Annotated in this window: 22 protein-coding genes; 9 read left to right on the forward strand and 13 right to left on the reverse strand. The window is 70.8% G+C overall.

Annotation, left to right across the window (positions count from 1 at the left end):
- The first annotated feature begins 2 nt into the window (after positions 1 to 2).
- From GGD88_RS07050 to GGD88_RS07060, 3 genes are all read left to right on the forward strand, one after another.
- Positions 3 to 3,167, forward strand: coding sequence for an efflux RND transporter permease subunit (locus tag GGD88_RS07050; RefSeq protein ID WP_184433378.1), 3,165 nt, complete (start codon positions 3 to 5; stop codon positions 3,165 to 3,167).
- Between the two features lie 83 nt (positions 3,168 to 3,250).
- Positions 3,251 to 3,697, forward strand: coding sequence for a hypothetical protein (locus tag GGD88_RS07055; protein WP_184433380.1), 447 nt, complete (start codon positions 3,251 to 3,253; stop codon positions 3,695 to 3,697).
- A gap of 35 nt (positions 3,698 to 3,732) precedes the next feature.
- A complete protein-coding gene (locus tag GGD88_RS07060; RefSeq protein ID WP_184433382.1) occupies positions 3,733 to 4,179 on the forward strand; it encodes a hypothetical protein in 447 nt (148 codons plus the stop codon).
- 93 nt (positions 4,180 to 4,272) lie between these two features.
- Here GGD88_RS07060 and GGD88_RS07065 read toward each other — a convergent pair whose 3' ends face one another.
- From GGD88_RS07065 to GGD88_RS07085, 5 genes are all read right to left on the reverse strand, one after another.
- On the reverse strand, positions 4,273 to 4,677 hold the full coding sequence (locus GGD88_RS07065; protein ID WP_184433384.1) for a F0F1 ATP synthase subunit epsilon: 405 nt from the start codon (positions 4,675 to 4,677) through the stop codon (positions 4,273 to 4,275).
- A gap of 121 nt (positions 4,678 to 4,798) precedes the next feature.
- Positions 4,799 to 6,232, reverse strand: coding sequence for a F0F1 ATP synthase subunit beta (gene atpD / locus GGD88_RS07070; protein ID WP_184433387.1), 1,434 nt, complete (start codon positions 6,230 to 6,232; stop codon positions 4,799 to 4,801).
- Between the two features lie 138 nt (positions 6,233 to 6,370).
- The gene (locus GGD88_RS07075) at positions 6,371 to 7,267 is read right to left on the reverse strand and encodes a F0F1 ATP synthase subunit gamma (RefSeq protein ID WP_184433390.1); all 897 of its coding nucleotides are present in this window, start codon (positions 7,265 to 7,267) and stop codon (positions 6,371 to 6,373) included.
- Positions 7,268 to 7,307: 40 nt separating this feature from the next.
- The gene (gene atpA, locus GGD88_RS07080) at positions 7,308 to 8,840 is read right to left on the reverse strand and encodes a F0F1 ATP synthase subunit alpha (protein WP_184433608.1); all 1,533 of its coding nucleotides are present in this window, start codon (positions 8,838 to 8,840) and stop codon (positions 7,308 to 7,310) included.
- Positions 8,840 to 9,400 (reverse strand): F0F1 ATP synthase subunit delta, encoded by a 561-nt coding sequence (locus GGD88_RS07085; protein WP_184433393.1) that lies wholly within the window; start codon positions 9,398 to 9,400, stop codon positions 8,840 to 8,842. The genes atpA and GGD88_RS07085 overlap by 1 nt, the downstream gene beginning before the upstream one ends.
- 557 nt (positions 9,401 to 9,957) lie before the next feature.
- Here GGD88_RS07085 and GGD88_RS07090 point away from each other — a divergent pair.
- A complete protein-coding gene (locus tag GGD88_RS07090; RefSeq protein ID WP_184433396.1) occupies positions 9,958 to 10,368 on the forward strand; it encodes a c-type cytochrome in 411 nt (136 codons plus the stop codon).
- 126 nt (positions 10,369 to 10,494) lie between these two features.
- Here GGD88_RS07090 and GGD88_RS07095 read toward each other — a convergent pair whose 3' ends face one another.
- From GGD88_RS07095 to gcvA, 3 genes are read right to left on the reverse strand one after another with little or no spacing between them, the layout of a single operon-like run.
- The gene (locus GGD88_RS07095) at positions 10,495 to 11,361 is read right to left on the reverse strand and encodes a metallophosphoesterase (protein ID WP_184433399.1); all 867 of its coding nucleotides are present in this window, start codon (positions 11,359 to 11,361) and stop codon (positions 10,495 to 10,497) included.
- A 42-nt stretch (positions 11,362 to 11,403) separates the two neighbouring features.
- Positions 11,404 to 12,417: a diacylglycerol/lipid kinase family protein gene (locus GGD88_RS07100; protein WP_184433402.1), complete on the reverse strand. Its 1,014-nt coding sequence runs from the start codon at positions 12,415 to 12,417 to the stop codon at positions 11,404 to 11,406.
- Complete coding sequence (gene gcvA / locus GGD88_RS07105) at positions 12,407 to 13,387, reverse strand: transcriptional regulator GcvA (protein WP_184433405.1); 981 nt, start codon at positions 13,385 to 13,387, stop codon at positions 12,407 to 12,409. Before gcvA ends, GGD88_RS07100 begins: the two co-directional genes overlap by 11 nt.
- A gap of 432 nt (positions 13,388 to 13,819) precedes the next feature.
- Here gcvA and GGD88_RS07110 point away from each other — a divergent pair, with 432 nt between their 5' ends.
- The 4 genes from GGD88_RS07110 to GGD88_RS07125 all read left to right on the forward strand — a co-directional run bounded on the left by GGD88_RS07110 (position 13,820) and on the right by GGD88_RS07125 (position 16,973).
- Complete coding sequence (locus GGD88_RS07110) at positions 13,820 to 14,653, forward strand: ABC transporter substrate-binding protein (protein WP_184433408.1); 834 nt, start codon at positions 13,820 to 13,822, stop codon at positions 14,651 to 14,653.
- 222 nt (positions 14,654 to 14,875) lie between these two features.
- Positions 14,876 to 15,544, forward strand: a complete 669-nt coding sequence (locus GGD88_RS07115) for an amino acid ABC transporter permease (RefSeq protein WP_184433411.1) — start codon at positions 14,876 to 14,878, stop codon at positions 15,542 to 15,544.
- Positions 15,541 to 16,293: an ATP-binding cassette domain-containing protein gene (locus tag GGD88_RS07120; protein WP_184433414.1), complete on the forward strand. Its 753-nt coding sequence runs from the start codon at positions 15,541 to 15,543 to the stop codon at positions 16,291 to 16,293. The genes GGD88_RS07115 and GGD88_RS07120 overlap by 4 nt, the downstream gene beginning before the upstream one ends.
- Positions 16,293 to 16,973 carry an amino acid ABC transporter permease gene (locus GGD88_RS07125; protein ID WP_221237043.1) on the forward strand — a complete coding sequence of 227 codons (681 nt, stop codon included), beginning with the start codon at positions 16,293 to 16,295 and terminating at the stop codon, positions 16,971 to 16,973. Before GGD88_RS07120 ends, GGD88_RS07125 begins: the two co-directional genes overlap by 1 nt.
- Positions 16,974 to 17,044: 71 nt before the next feature.
- Here the strand turns inward: GGD88_RS07125 and GGD88_RS07130 are convergent, their stop codons facing one another.
- From GGD88_RS07130 to GGD88_RS07145, 4 genes are all read right to left on the reverse strand, one after another.
- Entirely contained in the window at positions 17,045 to 18,088 is a 1,044-nt protein-coding gene (locus GGD88_RS07130) for an isocitrate/isopropylmalate dehydrogenase family protein (RefSeq protein ID WP_184433420.1), read from the reverse strand.
- Positions 18,089 to 18,223: 135 nt separating this feature from the next.
- On the reverse strand, positions 18,224 to 21,631 hold the full coding sequence (locus GGD88_RS07135) for an efflux RND transporter permease subunit (RefSeq protein WP_184433423.1): 3,408 nt from the start codon (positions 21,629 to 21,631) through the stop codon (positions 18,224 to 18,226).
- Positions 21,628 to 22,821, reverse strand: coding sequence for an efflux RND transporter periplasmic adaptor subunit (locus GGD88_RS07140; RefSeq protein ID WP_184433426.1), 1,194 nt, complete (start codon positions 22,819 to 22,821; stop codon positions 21,628 to 21,630). The genes GGD88_RS07135 and GGD88_RS07140 overlap by 4 nt, the downstream gene beginning before the upstream one ends.
- An 80-nt stretch (positions 22,822 to 22,901) precedes the next feature.
- Entirely contained in the window at positions 22,902 to 23,465 is a 564-nt protein-coding gene (locus GGD88_RS07145) for a PadR family transcriptional regulator (protein WP_184433428.1), read from the reverse strand.
- Positions 23,466 to 23,779: 314 nt separating this feature from the next.
- Between GGD88_RS07145 and GGD88_RS07150 the strand changes: the two genes are divergently transcribed.
- Entirely contained in the window at positions 23,780 to 24,628 is an 849-nt protein-coding gene (locus GGD88_RS07150) for an alpha/beta hydrolase (protein ID WP_184433430.1), read from the forward strand.
- A gap of 134 nt (positions 24,629 to 24,762) precedes the next feature.
- On the opposite strand, the gene infC is transcribed toward GGD88_RS07150, so the two are convergent.
- Complete coding sequence (gene infC, locus GGD88_RS07155) at positions 24,763 to 25,284, reverse strand: translation initiation factor IF-3 (RefSeq protein ID WP_184433432.1); 522 nt, start codon at positions 25,282 to 25,284, stop codon at positions 24,763 to 24,765.
- Positions 25,285 to 25,351 lie beyond the last annotated feature (67 nt).

The raw sequence follows: 25,351 nt of genomic DNA on the forward strand, positions 1-25,351 counted from the left end.
CGATGGACGGGGGCAGCCCTCACCAGCAGGCCACGGGACCCGGCAACCTCTCGGCGTGGGCGGTGCGCCACCCGGCGCTGATCCTGTTCCTGGTCCTGGTGATCGCGATCGGCGGGACCATCGCCTTCCTGGGCCTGGGCCGGGCCGAGGACCCGGGCTTCACCATCAAGGTCGCCAACGTCACCGCCCGCTGGCCCGGCGCCACCGCCGCCGAGATGCAGGCCCAGGTGGCGGACCGGATGGAAACCCGCCTGCAACAACTCGCCTGGTTCGAGTCGGTGACCACCTACAGTCAGCCCGGGTTCACCGCCCTGCAGGTCGAGTTCCGCGACAGCATGCCGCCGCGCGCCTTGCCGGAGCTGTTCCACCAGCTCCGCAAGACGCTGCGCGACCTCAAGCCCGACCTGCCGGACGGGGTGATCGGCCCCGCGGTCAACGACGAGTTCGGCGACGTCGATTCGATCCTGTACGCCATCACCGGCGCGGGCACCGACTACGCCGCCCTGAAGGACGTCGCCAAGAGCCTGCGCCAGGCCCTCCTCGGGCTGCCCGACGTGCGCAAGGTCACCCTGTACGGCAATCAGGACGAGCGCATCTTTGTCGAGTTCAGCCACGCCCGGCTCGCCACGCTGGGCCTGTCGGCCGCCGACCTGTTCGGGTCGCTGGCGGATCAGAACGCCGTCGCCCCCGCCGGTATCGTCGAGACCACGGCCCAGCGCGTGCCGCTGCGCGTCTCCGGCGCCTTCGACGGCGCCCGCGCCGTGGCCGAGACGCCGGTCGCCGCCGGCGGCCGCGTCTTCCGCATCGGCGACGTCGCCACCGTCACGCGCGGCTTCGAGGACCCGCCGCGCCACCTGGTGCGGGTCGGCGGGGCGCCGGCCCTGCTGCTCGGCGTCGTGATGGAGTCGGGCGGCAACATCCTAGCCCTGGGGGAGGCGGCGGACGCCCTGATGGCCGAGATGGCGGCCGCGATTCCCGTCGGCATCGACGTGACCAAGATCGCCGACCAGCCCCGGGTGGTCGACCACGCGCTGGGCGAGTTCTTCAAGGTCTTCGCGGAGGCGCTGGCGATCGTGCTGGCGGTCAGTTTCCTGACCCTGGGGGTGCGCACCGGCGTCGTGGTGGCGCTGTCGGTGCCGGTGGTGCTGGCGCTCACCTTCATCGGCATGGCGATGCTGGGTCTGGACCTGCACCGCATCACCCTGGGGGCGCTCATCATCGCCCTCGGCCTGCTGGTCGACGACGCCATCATCGCGGTCGAGATGATGGTGGTGAAGATGGAGGAGGGCTGGAGCCGCGTCGCCGCCGCCGGCTACGCCTGGACCTCGACCGCGTTTCCCATGCTGACCGGGACCCTGGTCACCGCCATCGGCTTCCTGCCGATCGGGTTCGCGAACTCGGCGGTGGGCGAGTACGCCGGCGGCATCTTCTGGGTGGTCGGCCTCGCCCTGATGGCGAGCTGGCTGGTGGCCGTCGTGGTCACCCCGTACCTGGGGGTCAGGCTGCTGCCCAGCTTCGCCGGCCGCCAGCAGCGGCACGGCGGCGATCCCTACGCCACCCGGCCCTATCGCCTGCTGGCCGCCGTGGTGGCCTGGTGTGTGCGCCGCCGCCTGGTGGTGGTGATCGTCACGGTCGCCCTGTTCGCCGCGGCGCTGGTCGGCTTCGGGCAGGTCTCGCGCCAGTTCTTCCCGCTGTCGGAACGCCCGGAGCTGTTCGTGGACCTGCGCCTCCCGGAGGGCACGGCCATCGACGTCACCGCCGCCGTCGCGCGCGAGGCCGAGTCGCTGCTGGCCGGCGACCCGGACATCGCCACCGCCACCACCACGATCGGCGCCGGGCCGCCCCGCTTCTGGCTCGGGCTCAACCCGGAGCTGCCGAACCCCGCCTTTGCGCAGATCATTATCGTGGCCAAGGGCGTGGCCGCGCGCGAACGCGTCAAGGCCCGCCTGGAGGCGGCCCTGGCGGACGGCGCCCTGACCCGCGCCCGGGTGCGGGTGCACCGCTTCAAGTACGGGCCGCCGGTGGGCTTCCCGGTCGAGTTCCGCGTCATGGGGCCGGATGCCATGGCGGCCCGCCGCATCGCCCGTGCGGTGCAGGACGTGATGCGCGCCGACCCACGGCTGGTGGACCCGCACCTGGACTGGAGCGAACGCCTGCCCGTGGTGGTGCTGGACGTGGACCAGGCGCGCGCCCGCGCGCTCGGGCTGAACACCGCCGACGTCGCCCGCACCCTCAACACCCTGGTCTCGGGGGTCGCGGTCACCACGGTGCGCGACGGCACCGAGCCGGTGGCGGTGGTCGCACGCGCGGTGCCGAACGAACGCGTCGACCTGGCGCACCTGGGCGACCTGACCATCCCGACCCGGGCAGGGCCGGTGCCCCTGACCCAGGTGGCCCGCCTGGACTACGAGGCCGAAGAGGCGATCCTGCGCCGGCGCAACCAGGACATCACCATCACCGTCCGCGCTGACGTGGTCGACGGCGTCCAGCCCCCCGACGTGACGATGGACCTGTGGCCGCGTCTGGCGGGCATCCGCGCCGCCCTGCCGCCCGGCTTCCACATCGAGAAAGGCGGCGCGATCGAGGAATCGGCCAAGGGCAACGCCTCCATCGTGGCCCTGTTCCCGGCGATGATCCTCGGCATGCTCACCGTTCTGATGGTCCAGGTGCAGAGCTTTGCACGCCTGCTGCTGGTGGTGCTGACGGCCCCGCTGGGGATCATAGGGGCGGTGCTGGCGCTGCTGCTGGCGGACCGGCCGTTCGGATTCGTGGCCCTGCTGGGGCTGATCGCGCTGGCCGGCATGATCATGCGCAACGCCGTCATCCTGGTGGACTGGATCGAGGCCGACGTGCGCCAGACCGGCCAACCGCTGGCCCACGCCATCGTGCACGCGACGGTGCGGCGCGCCCGACCGGTGGTCCTGACCGCGCTGGCCGCCATCCTGGCCATGATCCCGCTCAGCACCTCCGCGTTCTGGGGACCGATGGCGACCACCATCATGGGCGGGCTGTTTGGCGCGACCTTCCTGACGCTTCTGTTCGTGCCCGCCCTGTATGCGCTGGTCTTCAGCCGCCGCATCCGGCGCGAGCGGACCGCGACCAGCCGGGCCCGGCGCGGCGGCGCGCACGGGGTCGCGGCGCCGCAGCCGGCCGGAGGGCCGCCATGATGACCCCGTCGCCATCTTGAATAGCGTGCTATGTTTATGGTATATAGCCGGCTATGTTCAACCCGTTGAGAGGAGAGCCGTCCATGCCCAAGGCCCTTCATCCCGTCGCCGGCGCCGTCGCCCTGGCGACCATCCTCACCTTCTGGATCGCGACCGTCGTCTCGGAGGCGTTCGGTCCCGTCTCCGCCATCATCGCCGTCAAGACCTGGATCCCCTGGGGGTTCATCGTGCTGATCCCGGCCCTGATGGCGGCCGGCGGCAGCGGCTTCCGGCTGTCGAAGGGGCAGCGCGGCGGCCTGGTCGACCCCAAGCGCAAGCGCATGCCGTTCATCGCCGCCAACGGCCTGCTGGTCCTGATCCCGGCCGCGCTGTTTCTCGCCGCCAAGGCCCACGCCGGCGAGCTGGATGCCGCGTTCTATGCCGTGCAGGTCGTCGAACTGGTGGCCGGCGCGGTCAACATCACCCTGCTGGGGCTGAACATGCGCGACGGCCTGCGCATGACCGGCCGCCTGCCGCAAGGCGCCGCCTGACGGCGGCGGCCCCCGCGCCAACCACGGAGAGCCCCATGACGGTTACGCCCCCACGCCTCGCCCTCCTCGGCCTCGCCGCCGCCGCACCGCTGTTGCTCGGCGCCTGCGGGGCGCCCCACCTGAAGACCGTCCGCGCGGCCCAGGAGGCCCTGGTCGGCCAGGACGTCGCCCTACTGGCCCGCTGCATCGGCGAACCCCTGGCCGTACAGCAGAGCGCGGACGGCACCCCGACCGCCTACGTGTACTCCTCGGCCCAGCCGCGCGGGCCGGACGGCCGGCTGCGGGCCGACCCCGCCCCGGACCTGAACGCGGACCCGGACCGCCACGCCCGCGCCTGCGTGTTCGACGTCGCGGTGCAGGACGGCCGCATTCTGGCCGTGCGCAGCGACAACCGCGCCGGCTGGGGCTTCGGCAGCATCACGAAGTGCTCGGCGGTGGTAAAACGCTGCACGACCGCGCAGGCCCTTCGCCCCGGGGAATGACCCCCGGAGAGTCCCACCCCCGCAACAGCGAACGGGCGCCCCGCTGGGGGCGCCCGTTTTGCAGTCGTCCACCGCTGGACCGGGCGGCGTCGCTCAGCCGCTCGCCGCCGCCACCAGCGCCTCGGCCACGGACACCGCCTTGGTGGCGCGGGCGCGCGACGGATTATCCTCGGCCTCGGCCAGATCGTCGCGCGCGGACTGGAGCCGCTCGCGCGCCGTCTCGGCGGTCACCTCGTCGAGCCGCAGGGCTTCCTCGGCCAGGATGGTGCAGCGGTCCTCGGTGACCTCGGCAAAACCGCCGGCCACGAACAGGCGGGTCTTCACCTGGCCGCCCTCGTGGATGTCGATGACCCCCGGGCGCACCGTCGACAGCATGGGGGCATGGCGGGGGAGCACGCCGAAGTCGCCCTCGACCCCGGGAACGACCACCATCTCCACCGGCTCCGAGATCAGCAGCCGGTCGGGGGAGACCAGTTCGAATTCCGTCGTGTCCGCCATGCTCTGTCCGTTCCTTGCCGTCGACCCGCGGGCGGGCCGACCGATGGGAAAGCGCCGTGATTCGGGGCGTGATCGGGGGCGTGATCGGGGGGCCGCGGGCGCGGCCCCGCGCCGGCGACCGTTACGCCGCCTCGGCCGCCATCTTCTTGGCCTTCTCGATGGCCTCGTCCATGGTGCCGCACATGTAGAACGCCTGCTCCGGCATGTGGTCGTACTCGCCCTCGACCAGGCCCTTGAAGCCCTTGATGGTCTCTTCGAGCTTGACGTACTTGCCCGGCGAGCCGGTGAACACCTCGGCGACGAAGAACGGCTGCGACAGGAAACGCTGGATCTTGCGGGCGCGCGCCACGATCAGCTTGTCCTCTTCGGACAGCTCGTCCATGCCCAGGATGGCGATGATGTCCTGCAGCGACTTGTAGGTCTGCAACACGCGCTGCACCTCACGGGCCACGTCGTAGTGCTCCTTGCCGACCACGTTCGGGTCGAGGGCGCGCGACGTGGAGTCCAGCGGGTCCACGGCCGGGTAGATGCCCAGCTCCGAAATCGCGCGGTTGAGCACCGTGGTGGCGTCCAGGTGGGCGAAGGAGGTCGCCGGGGCCGGGTCGGTCAGGTCGTCGGCGGGCACGTAGATGGCCTGCACCGAAGTGATCGAGCCCTTCTTGGTCGACGTGATGCGCTCCTGCAGGTTGCCCATGTCGGTGGCCAGGGTCGGCTGGTAGCCCACCGCGGACGGCATGCGGCCGAGCAGCGCGGACACCTCCGAGCCGGCCTGCGTGAAGCGGAAGATGTTGTCGACGAAGAACAGCACGTCCTGGCCTTCCTCGTCGCGGAAGTACTCGGCCAGGGTCAGGCCGGACAGGGCGACGCGGGCGCGGGCACCGGGCGGCTCGTTCATCTGGCCGTAGACCAGCGCGGCCTTGGAGTTGGTGCCCTCCAGGTCGATCACCCCGGAGTCGATCATCTCGTGATAGAGGTCGTTGCCCTCGCGGGTGCGCTCGCCGACACCGGCGAACACGGAGTAGCCGCCGTGCCCCTTCGCGATGTTGTTGATCAGCTCCATGATGAGCACGGTCTTGCCCACACCGGCGCCGCCGAACAGGCCGACCTTGCCGCCCTTGGTGTAGGGCGCCAGCAGGTCGATGACCTTGATGCCCGTCTCCAGGATCTCGGTGTCGGTGGACTGGTCGACGAACTCGGGCGCGCCCTTGTGGATCGGGCTGGTCATCTTGGTGGTGACCGGGCCGCGCTCGTCCACCGGCTCGCCGATCACGTTCAGGATGCGGCCCAGGGTCTCGGGGCCGACCGGCATGCGGATGGGCTCGCCGGTGGCGCGCACCTCCTGACCGCGCACCAGGCCGTCGGTGCTGTCCATGCCGATGGTGCGGACCGTGGACTGGCCGAGGTGCTGGGCGACCTCCAGGACCAGGCGGGTGCCGTGGTTGTCCACCTCCAGCGCGGACAGGATGGGGGGCAGTTCGCCCTCGAAGCGGACGTCCACGACCGCGCCCATCACCTGGGTGATCGTGCCGACGGTGTTCGTGTTCGCGGTCACCATGTGGCGTGTGCTCCTGGTTGCCTGGTCCGTCGCGGCGCGCGGCGCAAGGGGTGGCGCGCGCCTGTCAGCAAGTGGTCCGTGTCCGTTGCGGGCGACACGGAAACCCGGGATGCGGTGACGCGTCCGGCGGACGCCGCCTCAGAGCGCGTCGGCGCCGGAGATGATCTCGATCAGTTCCTTGGTGATCATGGCCTGGCGGGTGCGGTTGTACTGCAGTGTCAGGTCGTCGATCATCTCGCCGGCGTTGCGCGAGGCGTTGTCCATAGCCGTCATGCGCGCGCCCTGTTCGGAGGCGTAGTTTTCCGTCATGGCGCGGAAGATCTGCGTCTTCACGTTGAGCGGCAGCAGGTCGGCCAGGATGTCCTCCTCGGACGGCTCGAACTCGTAGATCGCCCGCGGTCCGTCGTCGGCCGCCGCCTCGTTGTCGTTGGCGCTTTCCGGGACCGGGAACGGAATCAACTGCTGCCGCGTCACCACCTGACTGATGGCCGAGCGGAAGCGGTTGTAGATCAGCGTGCAGACGTCGAACGCGTCGGCGTCGAACATGTCCAGCACGCGCTCGGCCACCGCCTCGGCCTCGGCGTAGGTGACGGTGCGCCGGCCGAAGTCCTCGATGGTGTCGATGATCAAATTCTGATGGTCACGCTTGAGCTGGTCGCGCCCCTTGCGGCCGACGCAGAGGACCTTGACCTCCTTGCCGTCGGCCTGCAACTCGCGGATCAGCGCCCGCGCATTGCGCGCCGTGTTCGAGTTCAGCGCCCCGCACAGGCCCCGATTGGACGTCACCACGACGATGAGGTGACGCCGGTCCGATCCGGTACCGGCCAGCAGCGGGGGCGCGCCGGGCAGGCCGACGACACTGCCGGCCAAGGTGCCCAGCATGCGGTTCATCCGCTCGGCGAACGGACGGCTCGATTCGGCCGCCTCCTGCGCCTTTCGCAGACGCGAGGCGGCCACCATCTTCATGGCCGAGGTGATCTTCTTGGTCGATTTGACCGACGAGATCCGGTTACGCAGGTCCTTCAGGCTCGGCATGGGGCGCGGCGCCTTTGCTCCTGGGGGCGAGGTCGGTCGATCAGGCGAAGGTACGGGCGAAGCCGTCCAGGAACGCCACCAGCTTCTCTTCGGTCTCCTGGGACAGGACCTTCTCGGTCCGGATGGCCTCCAGGATCTCCGGCGACTTGGCCCGCATCTCGCTCAGCATGTCGCGCTCGAACCGGCCCACCTCGTCGACCTTGATGCCGTCCAGGTAGCCCTTGGTGCCGGCGTAGATGGAGACCACCTGCGCCTCGACCGGGAACGGCGAGTACTGGCCCTGCTTGAGCAGCTCGGTCAGGCGCGCGCCGCGGTTCAGCAGCTTCTGGGTCGCCGGATCCAGGTCGGAGGCGAACTGCGCGAAGGCCGCCATCTCGCGGTATTGCGCCAGCTCCAGCTTGATGGTGCCGGCCACCTTCTTCATCGCCTTGACCTGCGCCGACGAGCCGACGCGCGACACCGACAGGCCGACGTTCACCGCCGGGCGGATGCCCTTGAAGAACAGGTCGGTCTCCAGGAAGATCTGGCCGTCGGTGATGGAGATGACGTTGGTCGGGATGTAGGCCGAGACGTCGTTCGCCTGGGTCTCGATCACCGGGAGCGCGGTCAGCGAACCGGACCCGTGATCCTCGTTCAGCTTCGCCGCGCGCTCCAGCAGGCGCGAGTGCAGATAGAACACGTCGCCCGGAAACGCCTCGCGGCCCGGCGGGCGGCGCAGCAGCAGCGACATCTGGCGGTAGGCCACGGCCTGCTTGGACAGATCGTCATAGAAGATGACGCAGTGCTTGCCGTTGTCGCGGAACCACTCGCCCATGGCACAGCCGGTGTAGGGCGCCAGATACTGGAGCGGGGCCGGCTCGGAGGCGGTGGCGGCGACCACGATGGTGTAGTCGAGCGCGCCACGGTCGGCCAGGGTCTTCACCACCTGAGCCACGGTCGAACGCTTCTGGCCGACGGCAACGTAGATGCAGTACAGCTTCTCGCTGTCGTCCTTGGCCTTGGCGTTCACATCCTTCTGATTGAGGATGGTGTCCAGGATGATGGCGGTCTTGCCGGTCTGGCGGTCCCCGATGACCAGCTCGCGCTGGCCGCGGCCGATCGGGATCAGGGCGTCGATGGCCTTGATGCCGGTCTGCACCGGCTCGTGCACCGAGCGGCGCGGCACGATGCCCGGCGCCTTGACGTCGGCGCGCTTGCGCTGGACGTCGCCCACCGGACCGAGGCCGTCGATGGGGTTGCCGAGCGCATCCACGACCCGGCCCAGCAGGCCGGCGCCCACCGGCACGTCGACGATGGCTTCGGTGCGCTTGACGGTGTCGCCCTCGCGGATGCCGGTATCCTCGCCGAAGATCACCGCGCCGACGTTGTCTTCTTCCAGGTTCAGCGCCATGCCCCGGACGCCGCCCGGGAACTCGACCATCTCGCCGGCCTGGATGTTGTCGAGGCCATGGATGCGGGCGATCCCGTCACCGACCGACAGCACCGTGCCGACCTCGGCCGCCTCGGCCTCGGCCCCGAAGCTGGCGATCTGGTCCTTCAGGATCGCGGAGATTTCCGCCGCGCGGATTTCCATCATCCAACCCCTTTCATGGAGAGACTCAAGCGTTGCAGTTGGGCGCGCAGGGAGCTGTCGACCATGCGCGATCCCAGCCGGACCACCATGCCGCCCAGAAGGGCCGGGTCCACGCGCGCGTCAATGGCGACCTCGTTGCCGACCACCTGCTTCAGGCGGGCGGCGAGGCTGGCGCTCTGCGCGTCGTCCAGGGGCCGCGCGGTGACCACCTGGGCCGTCAGTTCGCCGCGCCGTTTGGCGAGTTCGCGCTGGAACGCCAGGATCATCCCGGGCAGCGCGGCCAAGCGGCCCTTGCGCGCCACCAGACCCAGGAAGTTGCGGGTCGTGGCGCACACGCCGACGCGATCGGCCAGCGCGAGAATCCCCGTCTCGTGGTCGGCCCGCGCGATCACCGGACTGGCGATGAACCGGCGCAGGTCGTCGCTTTCGCCGAGCATGTCCTGAAGCACCTTCAGGTCGCGGGCCACCTCGTCGGTGACCCTGGTCTCCTCGGCCAGTTCGTGGAGCGCCGCCGCATAGCGGACGGCCAGCCCGGATACCCGTGTCGATTCCGATGCCACTTTCGCGCTGTCCCGATATCGTGCTGATCAACACCGCCGGCAGGGCGCCGACAGGGCATTGAAATTCAACAATAAAACTCGGCCTCGGAGGGGGCGCCGCCGAAGACGGGGGTTCCTTACCACACTCCTTTCGCGGTTTGCAAGTGGCCGCCCGCGCCGTCCCGCGGCTTTGCCGCCGCCGCGCCCGGCGCCGTGCGCATCTGCCCGCACCAGGCCGCGATACCACCGCGAGGCCGCCGCCCGGGGGTCACAAACCGGCCACAAAGGCGGGGCAGCATCCAGGGTATGGGCCGGTTGGCGCCGGCTCAGCGCCGTCCATGGCTCCGTCAATGGCTCCGTCAACGGCTCCGTTCGGGGCCGGCACGTTTGCCCCAGGGTCAACTTGAGCCGGGGATGCGGATCCAGTATAAGTCTGCGTCCAGTTCGGCCCCACGCCTGGGTCCGCCGCGGGTTGACCCTCGGTGCCTCGGTTCAGGGCCGGGTTCGACTGAGGGAAACCTTGCCATCGGTTGAGCCCTTTCAGTCGGTTTCGCGGAAGAACACGAGAGGAGACACCAATGCTGAGGACCTTGATCGCGGCGACCGGGATCGCCCTGACCATGGGCGTGACCACCAACGTGGCGCTGGCCCAGGACGCCGATCCGGCGGTGGGCGAGAAGTGGGCCAACCGCGTCTGCAAGGCCTGCCATACCTTCGAGGAAGGCGGCAAGCACATGGTCGGCCCCAACCTGTGGGGCATCTACGGTCAGGCGCCGGCGCAGGTCGAGGGCTTCGACCGCTACCAGGCCGCTCCGCTGTTCGCCGAGAACGGCATCGAGGAGTGGAACATGGAGAACCTGACGGAATACGTCGCCGATCCGGATGGCTTCCGCAACAAGTATGCCGGCGGGGCCGACAGCGCCATGGTGGTCAGCCTGCCGCCGCAGTTCGCGGACGACGTGGCGGCCTACCTGAAGACCCTGCAGTAGGGCGACCCCACCTGATCCGGTCGGCCGCCCGCGGCCGTCCGGCTCCCCAAGACCGCCGCCCCGCGCCCGGGGCGGCGGTTTTGCGTTCGGGGTTGGCCGCGCCGGCCCGCGGGACCGGGTCCCGCATCACCGTGACGCCAAGGCGTCGACGGACTCGCCGGGCGCCGCCGACCAGTGCCCATCCTGGCGGTCGAAGACCTGCACGCCGCGGGTCTCGAATCCCGCGCCGTCCCAGCCGCGGGTCTCGACCCACAGGCGCGGCGGCCGTGCCTGCAACCGCACCACGGTGTAGCCGTTGGCCTCGTCGCGCAGCCGGGTCGAGGTCGCGCTGCCGGCCCCGGCCAGGATCATCGGCCAGGCCGGCGCGCCCGTGCCCCCGATCGCCGGCGCCGTCACCAGGGTGGCGTGGCTGCGGTGCAGATGGCCGCTCAGCATCAGGTCGACCCGGCTGTCCGCGAACGCCGCCAGCGCGCGCTCGGCATGGAACAGCAGCGGGCCGTGACGGTGCTCCGTCGGGGGCACCGCCGGATGGTGGGTGACGATGACCCGGATGCGGCCCGCCCCGTGCGTGGCCAGCTCACGGGCGGCGCGGTCGAGCTGGCGGACGTTCAGGCTGCCCAGCGCCCAGTTCCAGTGCCCCAGGGCCCGGCGCGCGGTGTTGAGCCCCAGCACCGCCATCTCCGCGTCCGCCACCAGCGGGAACAGGTCAGCGGCGATGTGGCGGGTGAAGCGGCGGTAGGGCCACAGGAACCGGCTCACCAGGTTGTAGGCCGGCACGTCGTGGTTCCCCGGCACCACCAGCAGCGGGCGCTCCAGCCGGTCCAGGAAGGCGCGCGCCTCCAGGAACTCGTGATGGCGGCCGCGCTGGGTCAGGTCGCCGCTGACCACCACCAGGTCGGGGGCCTGCGCCGCCAGGTCGGCCTCCAGCGCCGCCACCACCGCGGGGTCGAGGCGGCCGAAGTGCAGGTCTGAGACATGGGCCAGGGTGCGCACGCGACCTCACGACACCGAACCGCCCTCGGCGGTCACCCGAGATCATGTGGTCCCGTCGCCCGCCGCCGCCAAGAGCGCGCGCGCCGGCCCGTCCACCCGGGCCAGCACGGGCGCGGCCTCGGCCGGCACCCACACCGGCAGCGCCGCCGGGTCGAGGCGGAAGCTGACCCGGCGCGGCAGCAGCACCACCTCGCCGTCGACGGCGGCGCGCAGGACCCGACGGCGGACCGCCACCGTCAGGCGGCGGGCGTCCTCGGTCAGCAGGTCGGCGTCGCGGCGCCACTGCCCCAGCATCATCAGCCCCATGCCCAGCCGCAGCAGCCGCCACGGCGTGCGGTGGCGCATGACGTAGATGGCGAGGGCGCCGTGCCCCAGGCTGTCGCGCCGCACCAGCAGGCCCGGCCGCTCGGCGTAGGCGTTGTCGGCCACCACCATGGCATGGGTCTTGACGCGGTGGACCCCGTTCTCGGTCGCCAGCACGGCACGCAGGCGCGGATAGCGCCGCATCGCCAGCACCAGCCGCCACAGCAGCCGGACCCACAGGAGCGGCGTCATGGCACCGCGGAAGCGTTCGCGCTGGCGCGCCACGTTGGCGAACAGGCCCAGGATCACGCTGTTCAGGAACACCCGGCCGTTGACCCGGCCGACGTCGATGCGGCCCACCACCCCGTCGGCCAGCGCCGCCGCCGCCGCCTCGGGGTCGTCCGGCATGCGCAGGTCGCGGGCCAGCAGGTTGGCGGTGCCCAGCGGCACCGCCGCCATCGGCACTTGGGCCGGCGCCTTCGGGTCGCACAGCGCGGTGGCGACCGCCGCCAGCGTGCCGTCGCCCCCGGCCACGACCAGGGCGGCGGCGCCGTCGGCCACCACCTGGCGCGCCACCCCGGCCATCGCCTCGCCGTCGGCCAGCCGTGCCGTGGCCCGCAGCCCCTGCGCGATCAGGCCCACCACCAGGCGGTCGGCCAGCGCGCGCGGCGCCTGGGCGTCGCCGACAAAGGCCCCGGCGGCGCTGTTCACCAGCACCACCACGCGGCCGCGTGCCGCGGCGTCATCGCGCATCGGGCGTGTCCTCCGTCGCGGCCGCCGCCGGCACCCCGCACAATGCCGGGTCCTGGCGCGCCTCGAACGCCGTGGTCTCCTCGTGCAGCCAGTCCACGAAGGCCGTCACCATCGGGTTGGCGAGATGGGCCTCCGGCATGACCGCGAAGTAGCTGAAGTCGGCCGGCCGGGACAGCGGGAACGGCCGCACCAGCCGACCCGCCGCGAGGTCATCGAACACCAGTGCCGAGCGCCCCAGCATCACCCCCAGGCCGGCCGCCGCCGCCGCGATCTCCACGTGGGCGTCGCTGAAGCGGGGGCCGCGCGCCGGGTCCACATCGGTCACCCCCATCCACTGCAACCACGGCCGCCAGGTGATCCACGGTTCGGTCTCCAGCACACGATTGTTGTGCATCAGCACATGGTGGCGCAGATCACGGGGCTCCCGCAAGGGGCGCGGGCCGGTAATCAAGGCGGGCGCGCACACCGGGAACACGCTCTCCCCCATCAGCCGCCGCACGTGCAGGCCGGGATAGTGCCCGGTGCCGTAGCGCACGCCGATGTCCACGCCGTCGCGGCCATCGAAGCGCACCGATTCGCTCGACAGGTCCAGATCCACGTCGACCTCGGGATACTGGCGCTGGAACGCCGGCAGTCGCCGCGCCAGCCACATGGTCGCCAGCGACGGCAGCACCGAGATCCGCAGCACACCGGCCAGCCGCTGACCCGACAGCCGCCCCACGGCCCGCGCCATGTGGTCCAGGCCGCGCGTCAGATCCGGCACCAGCCGCTGGCCGGCATCGGTCAGGCGCAGGCCGCGCGGCCGCCGCTCGAACAGCGCCACGCCCAGCAGGTCCTCCAGTTGCCGCACCTGGTGGCTGACCGCCGTCGGCGTCACCGCCAGTTCCTCCGCCGCCTGGGCGAACGAGCCGTGGCGGGCGGCGGCCTCGAAGGTGCGCAGCGCGGTGAGCGGGGGCAGGCGACGGACCATGGCGGGGCGCCTCCAGGCGGAGCGGGGTTGCGATCGCCGCCCGGGCCGCGCCCGCGCCCCCCGACCGACCCGATGCCGCGACCATGCCGCCCCCCGCGCGCGCCGGCAAGGGCCGGGATGGCGCCGACGGCCGGCGGCCCCATCGCCGTCCGGCCCGGCAGAGGATTTTCCCCGAAACAACGGTGGAAAGCGGAAGAAATTCTACCCGCGTGCCTTGATCTTCCCGCGCCCGGCGCCTACGCTTTGCGTCAATAAAATTCTAAAACAAAGCGGAGCCGGACGAGGCCAAACCGCCACCAACAAAGACGCGCACCGGGCAAGGGGCGCGATCGCCGGATCCACTCGGGCAGAGAAGCGAGACACCGCTCTCGTTTCGCACTGCTTTTTCTGCCCATGCACTGCATAATTCTCTCACCGGAACAGGGGGTTCTCATGCTCAAGCACCTTTCGGCCGCAGGCGTCGTTTCCGTTGTTTCCATGGCCGTCGCAACGCCGGCGCTGGCGCAGGACGGCGACCCGCTGGTGGCCGGCGTCGAGGCCGCCTTTCCGCCCTGGGCCTACGTGGAAGACGGCGCCTACAAGGGCATCGCCATCGACGCCATGCGCGCCATCGCCGAGGACCAGGGCCTGACGGTGGAGTTCAAGGACCTGCCGTGGCCGTCGCTGATCCCGGCGCTCGCCAAGGGCCGCATCGACCTGTTGGTGACCGGCCTGAACGTGACCGAGGCGCGGGCCAAGGTCCTCGACTTCAGCATTCCGTGGTGGGAGAACGACGACGAGGTGCTGGTCGCGGCCGACTCCGACCACAACGTGGTCACCGCGCTGTGCTGCGGCGCCACCGTCGGCGCCCAGGGCGGCGCCACCCAGTACGAATGGCTCCAGGCCAACCTGGTCGACCGCGACGTCGACGTGACGCTGCGGGCCTACGAGGACTACATCACCGCGGTCGAGGACCTGGGCACCGGCCGCCTCGACGCCGTGGTCACCAGCACCGACACCGCCGAGGAGCTGATCGACAAGGGCCGCCCGATCCGGATCGTCGGCACCATCCAGCAGAACCAGCCGCAGGCGCTGGCGGTGCAGGAGGGCGATCCCAAGGGGCTGCTGGCGCAGCTCAACGCCGGCATCGTCAACATCTCCGAGTCCGGGCAGTGGGCGGAGATCGTCAAGACCTACAGCCCGCAGGCCAGCATCCGGCCGATTCCCACCACCATGCCGGACTACGTCGACTCCTATCAGACCCCCATCCCGGGCTACACCCCTTAGCGCGGATCGTGCCTCTTCGTGATCTCGTCCATGATCACGAACGGGTGCGCGACTCCGGGCTATCTGGTGAATCACCAGCCGAATCACGTCCGACGTCGGATCACGGCGTGAGTCCGACTGCGGGCGATCGGCTGTCGTCCCGGCGGCACCCGGCCCCGCCGTACCCGGGGCCGGGCCGCGCGCGGCGCGCCCCGGCGCCCTCCTCCGCCGATCGAGGTGCCGATGATCTGGCAAACCCTCTACGACAATCTGCCGTTCCTGATGCACGGCACCTGGGTGGCCCTGCAACTCCTGGCCGCGCTGCTGGCCCTGGGGCTGGTGCTGGGCCTGACCCTGGCCCTCGGCCAGGTGTACGGCCCGTGGCCGGCACGGCTGGGCGGCTGGGCCTTCGAGCGGGTGTTCCGCGGCGTGCCGGCGGTCGTCCTACTGCTGCTGTTCTACTACGGTGTGACGGACTTCGTGGCGCTGTCGTCGTTCCTGGCCGCCGTGCTGGCGCTCGGCCTGCGCTCCGCCGCCTATCAATCGCAGATCTTCCGCGGCGCCATCCAGTCCGTGCCCGCCGGGCAGATGCAGGCGGCGCGCGCCATCGGCATGGGACGCTGGCAGGCCATCCGCACCATCGTGCTGCCGCAGGCGGCGCGCCATGCCATCGGGCCATGGACCAACGAGTTCTCCTCCGAACTGAAGGCGACGTCGCTGGCCTATGTCATCGGCGTGGTCGAGCTGACGCGCCAGGCCAAGTACATCGTCTCCAACACGCAAGGGAACATCCTGATCGTGTTCGGCGTGGTCGCGCTCATTTACTTCATCGTCAACCGGCTGGGCAACGCCGTGCTGTACCGGGTCGAGGCCCGGCTGGCGGTGCCCGGATTCGAGCGGAGGTCGCCGTGACCAAGAGCGACGAGGAGGTCCTGCGCGTCGAGGACCTGCACAAGCGATACGGCGATCACGCGGTGCTGCGCGGGGTCTCGCTGACCCTGACCCGGGGCGAGGCCAAGGTGGTCATGGGCTCGTCGGGCACCGGCAAGTCCACCCTGCTGCGCTGCATCAACCATCTGTCGCCGCCGGACGCCGGCCGGGTGCTGCTGGAAGGCCAGCCCCTCACCCCCGCCACCCTGAACGCCATGCGCCGGCACATCGCGTTCGTGTTCCAGGACTTCAACCTGTTCACCCACCTGAAGGTGATCGACAACGTCCGCCTGGGGCAGCGCCGCATCCTCAAGCGCAGCAAGGCGGCGGCCACCGAGCGCGCCATGCAGGAGCTGGAGCGGGTCGGGCTGGCCGACCGCGCGCACTACTACCCGGCGCAGCTCTCCGGCGGTCAGCAGCAGCGCGCCTCGATCGCCCGCGCGCTGGCGATGGACCCGAAGGTGATCCTGTTCGACGAGCCCACCTCGGCGCTCGATCCCGAACTGACCGGCGAAGTGGTCACGGTCATGAAGCAGCTCGCCAGCGAGGGCATGACCATGCTGGTGGTCAGCCACGAGGTCGGATTCGCCCGCACCGCCGCCGACGAGATCGTGTTCATGGACGGCGGCACCATCGTCGAGCAGGGGCCGCCGTCGACCCTGTTCGCCAACCCGGCGCACGAGCGCACGCGGGCCTTCCTGAAGGTCATCACGCATCAGGAGTCGGCGTGATGGAGTTCCTGGATTTCGCCGGCGAACACCTGCCCTTCATCCTGGAGGGGGTGCCGGTCACGCTCGGGCTGTGGATCCTGGCCATCAGCTTCGGGTTCGTCTTCGGGCTGGTGCTGGCCTGGTGCCGGATCTACGCGCCGACGCCGCTGTACCTGCTGGCGACCGGCTACATCGAGATCTTCCGCGGCACGCCCATGCTGGTGCAGATGTTCTTCATCTACCTGGGCCTGCCCGAAGTGGGCATCGTGCTGGACCCGTTCACCTCCGCGGTGGTCGCCATCGGCCTCAACACATCGGCCTATCAGGCGGAGTACTTCCGCGCCGCCCTGCTGTCGGTGCCGCAGGGCCAGATGCAGGCGGCGCGGGCCATGGGCATGGGCCAGACGCAGGCGCTGATCCACGTGATCCTGCCCCAGGCGCTGCGCCGGGTGCTGCCGCAGTGGTCCAACGAGGCGATCCTGGAGTTGAAGTTCACCTCCATCGCCTTTGCCATCGGCGTGAGCGAGATCACCGCCCGCGCCGAGCAGGTCGGCTACCGCACGTTCGAATTCTTCGACGTCTTCCTGCTGGTGGCGCTGGTCTACCTGGTGCTGACCGGGGTGGTGGCCGAGGTCCTGCAGTGGGTCGAGCGCCGCGTGCACGTGCCCGGCGTGACCACCACCGGCGCGGCGGCGGGCTGACCCCGGTCGCTGACCCCCGTCGCTGCCCCCCGTCGCTGACCCCGTCGCCCCGGTCCCCCGGGGCGCCAGCCTCAGCCGGCGCCGGTCGGCGCCGGCGCCCGACGGATCGCCGCCGCGACCGCCGCCCCGAACTCGGCCGTCGTCGCCGTGCCCCCGATGTCGGGTGTGCCGGTCCCGGCGGCCAGGGTGGCGGTGATGGCGTCGCGCAGGCGCCGCGCCGCGTCGGGCCGCCCGGCGTGGTCGAGCATCAGGCCGGCCGCCAGCAGGAGCGCCACCGGGTTGGCCTTGCCCTGGCCGGCGATGTCGGGGGCGGAGCCGTGCACGGCCTCGAACACCGCGGCATCGGGGCCGATGTTGGCGCCCGGGGCGAAGCCCAGCCCACCGACCAGCCCGGCCACCAGATCCGACAGGATGTCGCCGAACAGGTTGGTGGTCACGAGGACGTCGAAGCGCGCCGGGTCGAGCACGAGCTGCATGGCGCAGGCGTCGATGATGCGTTCGTCGAACGCCACCCGGCCCGCGTAGTCCTTGGCGACGGCCCGGGCCTCCTCCAGGAACAGACCGCTCAACACCTTCAGGATGTTGGCCTTGTGCACCACGGTCACGGTCTTGCGGCCGTGCGTCACGGCGTAGTCGAAGGCATAGGTGACGATGCGCCGGCACGCTTCGCGGGTGTTAAAGCCGGTCGCGACACCCACCGCATGGGGGTCGCCGGCCACCGGAATCCAGTGCTCCTGGCCGACGTACAGGCCGCCCAGGTTCTCGCGCACCACCACCAGGTCGACGTCCGAAAAGCGCCCCGGCACGATGGTCCGACAGGGCCGCAGGTTGGCGTAGAGCCCGAAGGCCTCGCGCAGGCGGACGTTGACCGAGCGGAATCCGGACCCCACCGGCGTGGTCAGCGGCCCCTTCAGCGCCAGGCGGGTGCGGCGGATGCTGGCGAGCGTCTCCTCCGGCAGCGGGTCGCCGCCGTGGCGCTCCATGGCGTTCAGGCCGGCCGGTCGCTCCTCGAAGGCGAACGGCGCGCCGAGCGCGTCCAGGGCTGCGAGCACCGCGTCCATGATCTCGGGGCCGATTCCGTCGCCCCGGATCAACGTTGCCGGAATGGGGGTCATCTGCGCTCTCCCGTCGTCTGTGGCGGACCCGCGGCTGTGGCGGGGCCGCGGTCCGCCGGCGACGATACGCGACCGGCATGGCGCGGGGGAAGCCGGCATGGGGCCGGGACCCGTCGCGACGGCCACGGCCCGGGGTCACTCCGCCGGGTAGGCCACCCGCGCCGCGTGCGGCACGCCCTTGCGACCCTCGGAGGCCCCCGGCCGGGTGCCGTCGCGCCCCCCGCGCCGGTCGTCGCCGGCCTGCCCGGCCCCGGGCGGACCCGCGCCCGGCCCGTCGGGTTCCGGGCCGCCGTCGCCGGTGAGCCCGTCCCCGGCCGGTCCGGCGTCGCCGTCGCCGGTGGCCGCATCGCCCGCCGCCGACCCCGCCGCCCCCTCCGGCGCCGGCATGGTCGCCCGCAGGGCGCGGCGGGCGCGCCGGCGTTCCATCCAGCCATGTGCGCGCGCCTGCAACATCAGCGCCGACGGCGTGACCACCAGCGTCAGCACGGTGGCGAACAGCAGACCCACGACCACCGCGGTGGCGAGCTGGGTCCACCATTGCATCGACGGCGCCCCGTAGCTGACCGCCCGGTTGATGAAGTCGATGTTGACCATGAACATCATCGGCAGCAGACCAAGCATGGTGGTCACCGAGGTCAGCAGCACCGGCCGCAGGCGCTGCACCCCGGTGCGCATGATGGCCTCGCGCGGGTCGGCGATCTCGCGTTTCAGACGCTCGTGGGTGTCCAGCAGCACGATGTTGTTGTTGACCACGATGCCGGCCAGGGCGATGACCCCGACCCCGGTCATGATGATGCCGAAGGCCTGACCGGTGACCAGCAGGCCGAGCATGACGCCGACCGTGGACATGACCACCGCGGACAGGATCAGGAAGGCGGAATAGAAGCTGTTGAACTGGGTGACCAGGATCAGCGCCATGATGAACAGGGCGACCGCGAACGCCTTGGACAGGAACGCCTGGCTCTCCTTCTGCTCCTCGTCCTCGCCCTTGAACTCGATGTCCAGCCCGGGCGGGAACCGCCCCCGGTTCTCCGCCAACCAGGCCCGGATCTCCCGCATCTTGTCGTCGGGCAGGATGCCGGGTGCGACGTTGGCCTTGACGGTCATGACGCGGCGGCCGTCGACGCGCTCGATCTGGCTGATCTTGGGCATTGCCGTGCGCTCGACGAAGGCCGACACCGGCACCAGCCCCTCGGCCGTATTCAGGCGCAGGCGATCGAGCTGCGCCATGGAGCGATCCTCCTCCGGGTAGCGCACCACGATGTCGACCTCGTCCTTGGCCGAGTCGGGCCGGAACGACGACACCTTGAGGCCGCTGGTGACGAGCTGGACGATGCTGCCGACGCTCTGCACGTCCCCGCCCAGCTTGGCGGCCTGGCCCATGTCCACGTCCAGTTCCCACTGGATGCCGGGAATCGGGCGGCTGTCCTCGACGTCCATGAAGCCGCCGATCTCGTCCAGGGCCGAGAGCACCAGGTCCACCGCCTCGGGCAGCACGGCGGCGTCGCGCGCCGTCATCTGGACCTGGATCGCCTTGCCGACCGGCGGTCCCTCGTCCGGCTCGTCGGGTTCCACCCGCACGCCGGCCAGATCGCTGGTGCGCGCCCGGATCAGCGCCAGCACGTCGTCGGAGGGCCGGCGGTGCTGCCAGTCCTTGTAGGTCAGGCCGATGATGCCGATGACGTCCTCGGCGGCATCCTGGGGCGAGCGGTTGAAGGTGCGGGCGTAGACCGCCTTGAAGTCGGGCAGCGCCAGCACGCGCTGTTCCACCTCGCGCACCAGGGCGTCCTTCTCGTGAATCGAAAGGTTGCCGCGGGCATGGACCAGGAGTTGCGCCTGCTGCGGCTCCACGTCGGGGAAGAACTCGACCCCGCGGCCGTAGGTGCCGTAGGCCCACCAGCTCGCCGCCAGCCCGACCACCGCCAGCGTGACCACCACGGCCGGCCGGCGCAGCGCCACGGCGAGCAGGCGGGCATAGCCGCCGGTCAGCCCCCCCAGCCGGGTCAGGTCGGTGTCGCCGTCGCCGGCCAGGGCGCGCGCGGTGACGCGCTCGCTGGCGCCGGCCTTGCCACCCTGCGGCCGCCCGATGTGCGAGCCCAGCGTGGGCACGAACACCAGCGCCATCAGCAGCGAGGCCGTCAGAGTGGCCACCAGGGTGATGGGCATGAACTTCATGAACTCGCCCACCACCCCGGTCCAGAACAGCAGCGGCATGAACGCCGCCAGCGTGGTCGCGGTGGAGGCGATCACCGGCCAGGCCATGCGCTTGGCGGCCAGTCCATAGGCGGCGCGGCGCGGCAGGCCCTCGGTCATCTTGCGGTCGGCGTACTCGGTCACCACGATGGCGCCGTCGACCAGCATCCCCACCGCCAGGATGAGCGAGAACAGCACCACCATGTTGACGGTCAGGCCCATGGCCGCCAGCAGCAGGATGGCGGTGAGGAACGACCCCGGGATGGCGATCCCGACCAGCAGCCCGGACCGCAGCCCTAGCGCCGCCACCACCACCACCATGACCAGCAGGATGGCGGCGATGACGTTGTTCTGAAGGTCGAACAGCATCGTCTGGATGTCGTCCGACTGGTCCTGGATGAAGTTCACCGACAGGCCGTCCGGCCACCGTGCGCGCTCCGCCGCCACCACGGCGCGCACCGCATCCACGGTGTCGATGATGTTCTCGCCGACCCGCTTCTTGACCTCCAGGGTCACCGCGCGCTGGCCGTTGACGCGGGCGAAGCCCTCCGGGTCCTTGTAGGTGGCGCGCACGGTGGCGAAGTCGCGCAGCCGCACCACCGCGTCGTCGGTGAACTTGACCGGCTGGTCCAGAATATCGGTGACGTCCTCGTACAGGCCGGGGACCTTGACGGCGAAGCGGCCCTCGCCGGTGTCCATGGTGCCGGCGGCCACCAGCCGGTTGAAGCGGGCGATGACCGCCGCCACGTCGGCATTGGCGAGGCCGTAGCTTTGCAGGCGGACCGGATCGACGATGATTTCCACCTGCTGCTCGCGGTCGCCGCCGATATCCACCTCCAGCACGGCGGGGATCTTCTCGATCTCGTCGGCCAGGGTGTCCGCGATGGTCAGCAGGGCGCGTTCCTGGATGTCGCCGGCCAGGGTGACGACGACGATCGGGAACAGGCTGATGTTGATCTCGTTGACCGTGGGTTCGTCGGTCTCGTCGGGCAACTCGGTCTTGGCGATGTCGACCTGTTCCTGAACGTCGCGCTTGGCCTGCTCGTTGTCGAAGCCGGCCTCAAACTCCAGCACCACGTTGGCGCCGCCCTCGAAGGCGGTCGAGCGCATCTCCTTGACGCCCTCGATGCCCTTCAACTCCTGCTCCATGGGGCGGATCAGCAGCCGTTCGGCGTCCTCGGGCGAGATGCCGCGGTGCGACAGGGCGACGTAGATGATGGGGATCGGGATGTCCGGCGCGCTCTCCTTGGGGATCTCGATGAAGGCCACCGTCCCGGCGACCAGCACCAAGAGCAGCGACGCCAGCACCGCGCGCGAGCGGTCCAGGGCGAAGTCGATCACCGGCTTCATGGCTGCGCGCCTTCCGGCGCCGTCACGCCGTCGACGGTGGCGTCGGGCGCACGTCCGGCCTGAAGGGCGGCGCGGTCGGCCTCGGCAAGAGCCGCGCTGTTGGCGGCGATGGTCTCGACGTCGACCGGCTCGACCCGCTGGCCGGCGCGCACGAATTCCTGGCCCACCACGATCAGGGTGGCCGGATCGGGCAGGCCCTCGACCCACAGGCCGTCGCGGCTGTCGCCGGCCACCTGCACCGGATGGAACACCACGCGGTTGTCGGCATCGACCAGCTTGACGCCGATGCGGCCCTCGTCGTCCAGCGCCAGCAGCGCCGGCGACAGCCGGTGCGCCCGCACCTGCTCCAGCGGCAGCCGCACCTCCGCCGTCATGCCCTCGGGCACGGTGGCGTCCGGATTGGGCACCTCCAGCTCGACCGCGAACGTCCGCGTGACGCCATCGGCGACCGGCGCGATGTAGGACACGCGCCCCTCCAGCCTGCGCCCCGTCACCAGGGTGGCGCGGCCGGGCTGGCCCACCTGAAGGCGGCCGATGTCGGCCTCGGCGACCTTGGCGACCACCTTGAGGGGATCGAGATCGACCACCCGGGCCACCGGATCGCCGATGCCCACGTAGTCGCCAACCTCGGCGAGCCGGGTCTCCAGCACGCCGGCGAACGGCGCCCGGATGGTGGTGCGGTCGATGTCCAGGCGCATCGCCGCCAGGGCGGCGCGGGCCTCCTCCAGCGCGGCCTTCGACTCGAGCACCCGCTGGCGGCTGGTGAAGTCGCGATTGGCGAGGCGCTGGTCGGCGGCGTAGCGGTCCTCCCAGCGCGCCACGGCGGCCTCGGCGCGGCGCACCCGCTCCTGGCGGTCGTCCAGGGCGAGGCGCACCAGCAGCGTGTCGGCATCGACCGTCGCCCCGTCCTCGGCGCCGGTCTCGACCACCCGGCCGCCGGTCTCGGCCTTGACCTCCACGAGGCGCGAGGCCCGCGTCTCGCCCAGCACCCGCAGGTCGGTGAGCCGCGTCTCGGCGGCGGCCCGGCGCACCCGCACCTGCGGCACCGGCGCCTCGCGCTGGATGGCGGCGGGCGGCCGCAGCGTCTCCTCCGCCGCCTGCGGATCCTCCTCGGCGCCGATCATGCCGGAGGCGACCCAGCCGACGGTCACCAGGGTGATGAGCACCGCGATGGCATAGGACGATTTCATCAGCGCTCTTCGTCGTTGTGGGGCCGCCTCCACCCCCGCCGCCCGGACGGACGCGCGGCGGCCGAAGCGGACGGGGCGGCTCAGTCGCCGGTGCCGGCACCAGCCGCGACCGCAGGGTCGCGCGCCGTCAGATCGGCTTCAAGCGCCGCCCGGTGTTTCTCGACACAGCGCGCCCAGGTGAGACAGCCCTCCTGCCCCAGCCGGACCAGGAAGCGCCGCCCGGGGGGCGGGTCGGCGTCGGTGCAGGCCAGGTCCTCGGCCAGCTCGCGATAGCCGCGGGCGTAGTCGTCGAGCAGCCGCGAGACCTGCCCCGGGCTCATCAGATGGGCGAACGCCAGGGCAAACATGAACTCGGAGCGCAGCCGGTCGAAACCCAGCGGCTGCAACAGGGCGGCCCGCAGGGCGGTCCGGCCGGCCTCGGTGATGGCATAGACCTTCTTGTCCGGACGCCCGTCTTGGGCCTGCTCGGTGCAGGTCACCAGACCGTCGGCCAGCAGGGCGTTGAGCGCCGGATAGATCGAGCCGTAGCTGAGGCTCTGATAGAGCTGGAACGGGCCGTCCTCGAACGCCTTGCGGATGTCGTAGCCGGTGTTGTACCCGGCGTCGAGCGCACCCAGGCAGAGGGTCTTCGAATCCAGGGGCATGGCGGACTCCCGGACGGGCGACGGGTCGCCGGGGAACGGTGCCGACGCCGCCGGGCCGCAGCGAACGGGATCGCGACGGCCAGCGCGACACGCGCCGGGTATATGTGACACCGCGATATATATCAAGCCAATATAGGGGCTCGGACAGCGCCCCGTGATCCCCCCGTGCCATGGGGGGACCGTGCGCCGGCCGCCCGAGTGCCCGGCCCTGATCCCAAGGTGCGATGTGGAATGGGGCCGGGCGTGGTATGGTCGACGTGTCACCGCAGCGTCACGGCTGCGTCACGCGCCTGTCGCTTCATCCCGGATTCCGCATGACCGTCATCACCCCGACCCGCCCGCGCCTTGAGATCTCGATTTCGCCCCCGGCCGTGGCGGCCGGCCCCACCTCGGTGGGGGCCGCCGCCGCCCGCGAGCGCCCGGCCCTGGTGTTCGTGCACGGCGCCTTCGCCGGCGCCTGGTGCTGGCAGGAGTATTTCGTGCCCTACTTCAACAACAAGGGCTACATGACGGCCACCTTCAGCCTGCGTGGGCACGGCAGCAGCGAGGGCCGCGAGCGCCTGGACCTGGCCAGCCTGTCCGATTACGCCGACGACCTGGGCCATGTCATGGGGCTGGTCGACCGGCCGGTGGTTCTGATCGGCCATTCCATGGGCGGCATGGTGGTGCAGAAGGTGATCGAGCGCGACCGGCCTGCCGCCATGGTGCTGATGGCGTCGGTCGGCCCCTGGGGGCTGCTGGAAAGCTCCTGGCACATGATGCTGGCCAGCCCTGGACTGGTGCAGGGCATCTCGTTCATGCAGACCGTGGGCAAGTCGTTCATCAATCCGGACGTCTTCTACGCCGGCCTGTTCGCGACCGACGTCCCGCCGGAGCGGGCCGAACGCTACTACCAGGGTTTCCAGCGCGAGTCGCAGCGCGTGATCCTGGACATGGCGTTCTGGGACGTGCCGCGCCAGCCGCCGCGCGAGCCGGTGCCAACGCTGGTGATGGGCGCGGCCGAGGACGCCTTCATCCCGCGCTCGATGGTGCGCCGCACGGCGCGCTACTACGACGCCGAGCCGGTGATCGTGCCCGGGATGGCGCATGCCATGATGCTGGAGGAAACCTGGCGCCACGCGGCCGACCCGATTCTGCACTGGCTGCACGAGAACGGGCTGTAGGGCAGATCCGGATCACTCTGAATCACAGTGTGGATCGGATTGATCGCGTGACTCTGCCCTAAATCAGATGGCCTAGCGCCGATCGCTCGAAATCGGAACCGCAGATGCGGTCCGATTTCGAACGTGACTCGACTCTACCGCGGCGCCATCACCATGATCATCTGACGGCCTTCCATCTTGGGAAGCTGCTCGACCTTGGCCAGCTCGGCCATGTCGTCGCGGACCCGGGTGAGAACCTTCATGCCGAGATCCTGGTGCGCCATCTCGCGACCCCGGAAACGCAAGGTCACCTTCACCTTGTCGCCCTCGGACAGGAAGCGGTGGCAGTTGCGCATCTTGACGGCATAGTCGTGTTCATCAATGTTTGGCCGGAGCTTGATCTCCTTGACCTCGATGACACGTTGGCGCTTCTTGGCTTCGTTCTTCTTCTTCTGCGCCTCGTATTTGAACTTGCCGTAGTCCAGGATCTTGCACACCGGCGGGTCGGCGCTTGGCGAGATCTCGACGAGATCCAGCCCTGCCTCCTCGGCCCGGCTCAAGGCGTCGCGCACGGACACGACGCCGACGTTCTCCCCCTCGGCATCAATCAGGCGAACCTGCGGAACCCTGATCGCTTCGTTGACGCGCGGCCCATCGCGGGTCGGCGGCGCCGTCATCGGTGGTCTAGCTATGGCACTGCCTCGTTCGTTGTGGTCATTGGTCCGGCGCGACCTGGCGGCCGCG

This window comes from Roseospira goensis (assembly GCF_014197795.1).
Lineage (GTDB): Bacteria > Pseudomonadota > Alphaproteobacteria > Rhodospirillales > Rhodospirillaceae > Rhodospira > Rhodospira goensis.

What these genes read in the sequence shown, in the direction of transcription:
- GGD88_RS07050 (WP_184433378.1), top strand. Translation starts at nt 3, where the DNA reads ATGGACGGGGGCAGCCCTCACCAGCAGGCCACGGGACCCGGCAACCTC.
- GGD88_RS07055 (WP_184433380.1), top strand. Translation starts at nt 3,251, where the DNA reads ATGCCCAAGGCCCTTCATCCCGTCGCCGGCGCCGTCGCCCTGGCGACC.
- GGD88_RS07060 (WP_184433382.1), top strand. Translation starts at nt 3,733, where the DNA reads ATGACGGTTACGCCCCCACGCCTCGCCCTCCTCGGCCTCGCCGCCGCC.
- GGD88_RS07065 (WP_184433384.1), bottom strand. Translation starts at nt 4,677, where the DNA reads ATGGCGGACACGACGGAATTCGAACTGGTCTCCCCCGACCGGCTGCTG.
- atpD (WP_184433387.1), bottom strand. Translation starts at nt 6,232, where the DNA reads ATGGTGACCGCGAACACGAACACCGTCGGCACGATCACCCAGGTGATG.
- GGD88_RS07075 (WP_184433390.1), bottom strand. Translation starts at nt 7,267, where the DNA reads ATGCCGAGCCTGAAGGACCTGCGTAACCGGATCTCGTCGGTCAAATCG.
- atpA (WP_184433608.1), bottom strand. Translation starts at nt 8,840, where the DNA reads ATGGAAATCCGCGCGGCGGAAATCTCCGCGATCCTGAAGGACCAGATC.
- GGD88_RS07090 (WP_184433396.1), top strand. Translation starts at nt 9,958, where the DNA reads ATGCTGAGGACCTTGATCGCGGCGACCGGGATCGCCCTGACCATGGGC.
- GGD88_RS07100 (WP_184433402.1), bottom strand. Translation starts at nt 12,417, where the DNA reads ATGCGCGATGACGCCGCGGCACGCGGCCGCGTGGTGGTGCTGGTGAAC.
- gcvA (WP_184433405.1), bottom strand. Translation starts at nt 13,387, where the DNA reads ATGGTCCGTCGCCTGCCCCCGCTCACCGCGCTGCGCACCTTCGAGGCC.
- GGD88_RS07110 (WP_184433408.1), top strand. Translation starts at nt 13,820, where the DNA reads ATGCTCAAGCACCTTTCGGCCGCAGGCGTCGTTTCCGTTGTTTCCATG.
- GGD88_RS07115 (WP_184433411.1), top strand. Translation starts at nt 14,876, where the DNA reads ATGATCTGGCAAACCCTCTACGACAATCTGCCGTTCCTGATGCACGGC.
- GGD88_RS07125 (WP_221237043.1), top strand. Translation starts at nt 16,293, where the DNA reads ATGGAGTTCCTGGATTTCGCCGGCGAACACCTGCCCTTCATCCTGGAG.
- GGD88_RS07130 (WP_184433420.1), bottom strand. Translation starts at nt 18,088, where the DNA reads ATGACCCCCATTCCGGCAACGTTGATCCGGGGCGACGGAATCGGCCCC.
- GGD88_RS07135 (WP_184433423.1), bottom strand. Translation starts at nt 21,631, where the DNA reads ATGAAGCCGGTGATCGACTTCGCCCTGGACCGCTCGCGCGCGGTGCTG.
- GGD88_RS07140 (WP_184433426.1), bottom strand. Translation starts at nt 22,821, where the DNA reads ATGAAATCGTCCTATGCCATCGCGGTGCTCATCACCCTGGTGACCGTC.
- GGD88_RS07145 (WP_184433428.1), bottom strand. Translation starts at nt 23,465, where the DNA reads ATGCCCCTGGATTCGAAGACCCTCTGCCTGGGTGCGCTCGACGCCGGG.
- GGD88_RS07150 (WP_184433430.1), top strand. Translation starts at nt 23,780, where the DNA reads ATGACCGTCATCACCCCGACCCGCCCGCGCCTTGAGATCTCGATTTCG.
- infC (WP_184433432.1), bottom strand. Translation starts at nt 25,284, where the DNA reads ATGACGGCGCCGCCGACCCGCGATGGGCCGCGCGTCAACGAAGCGATC.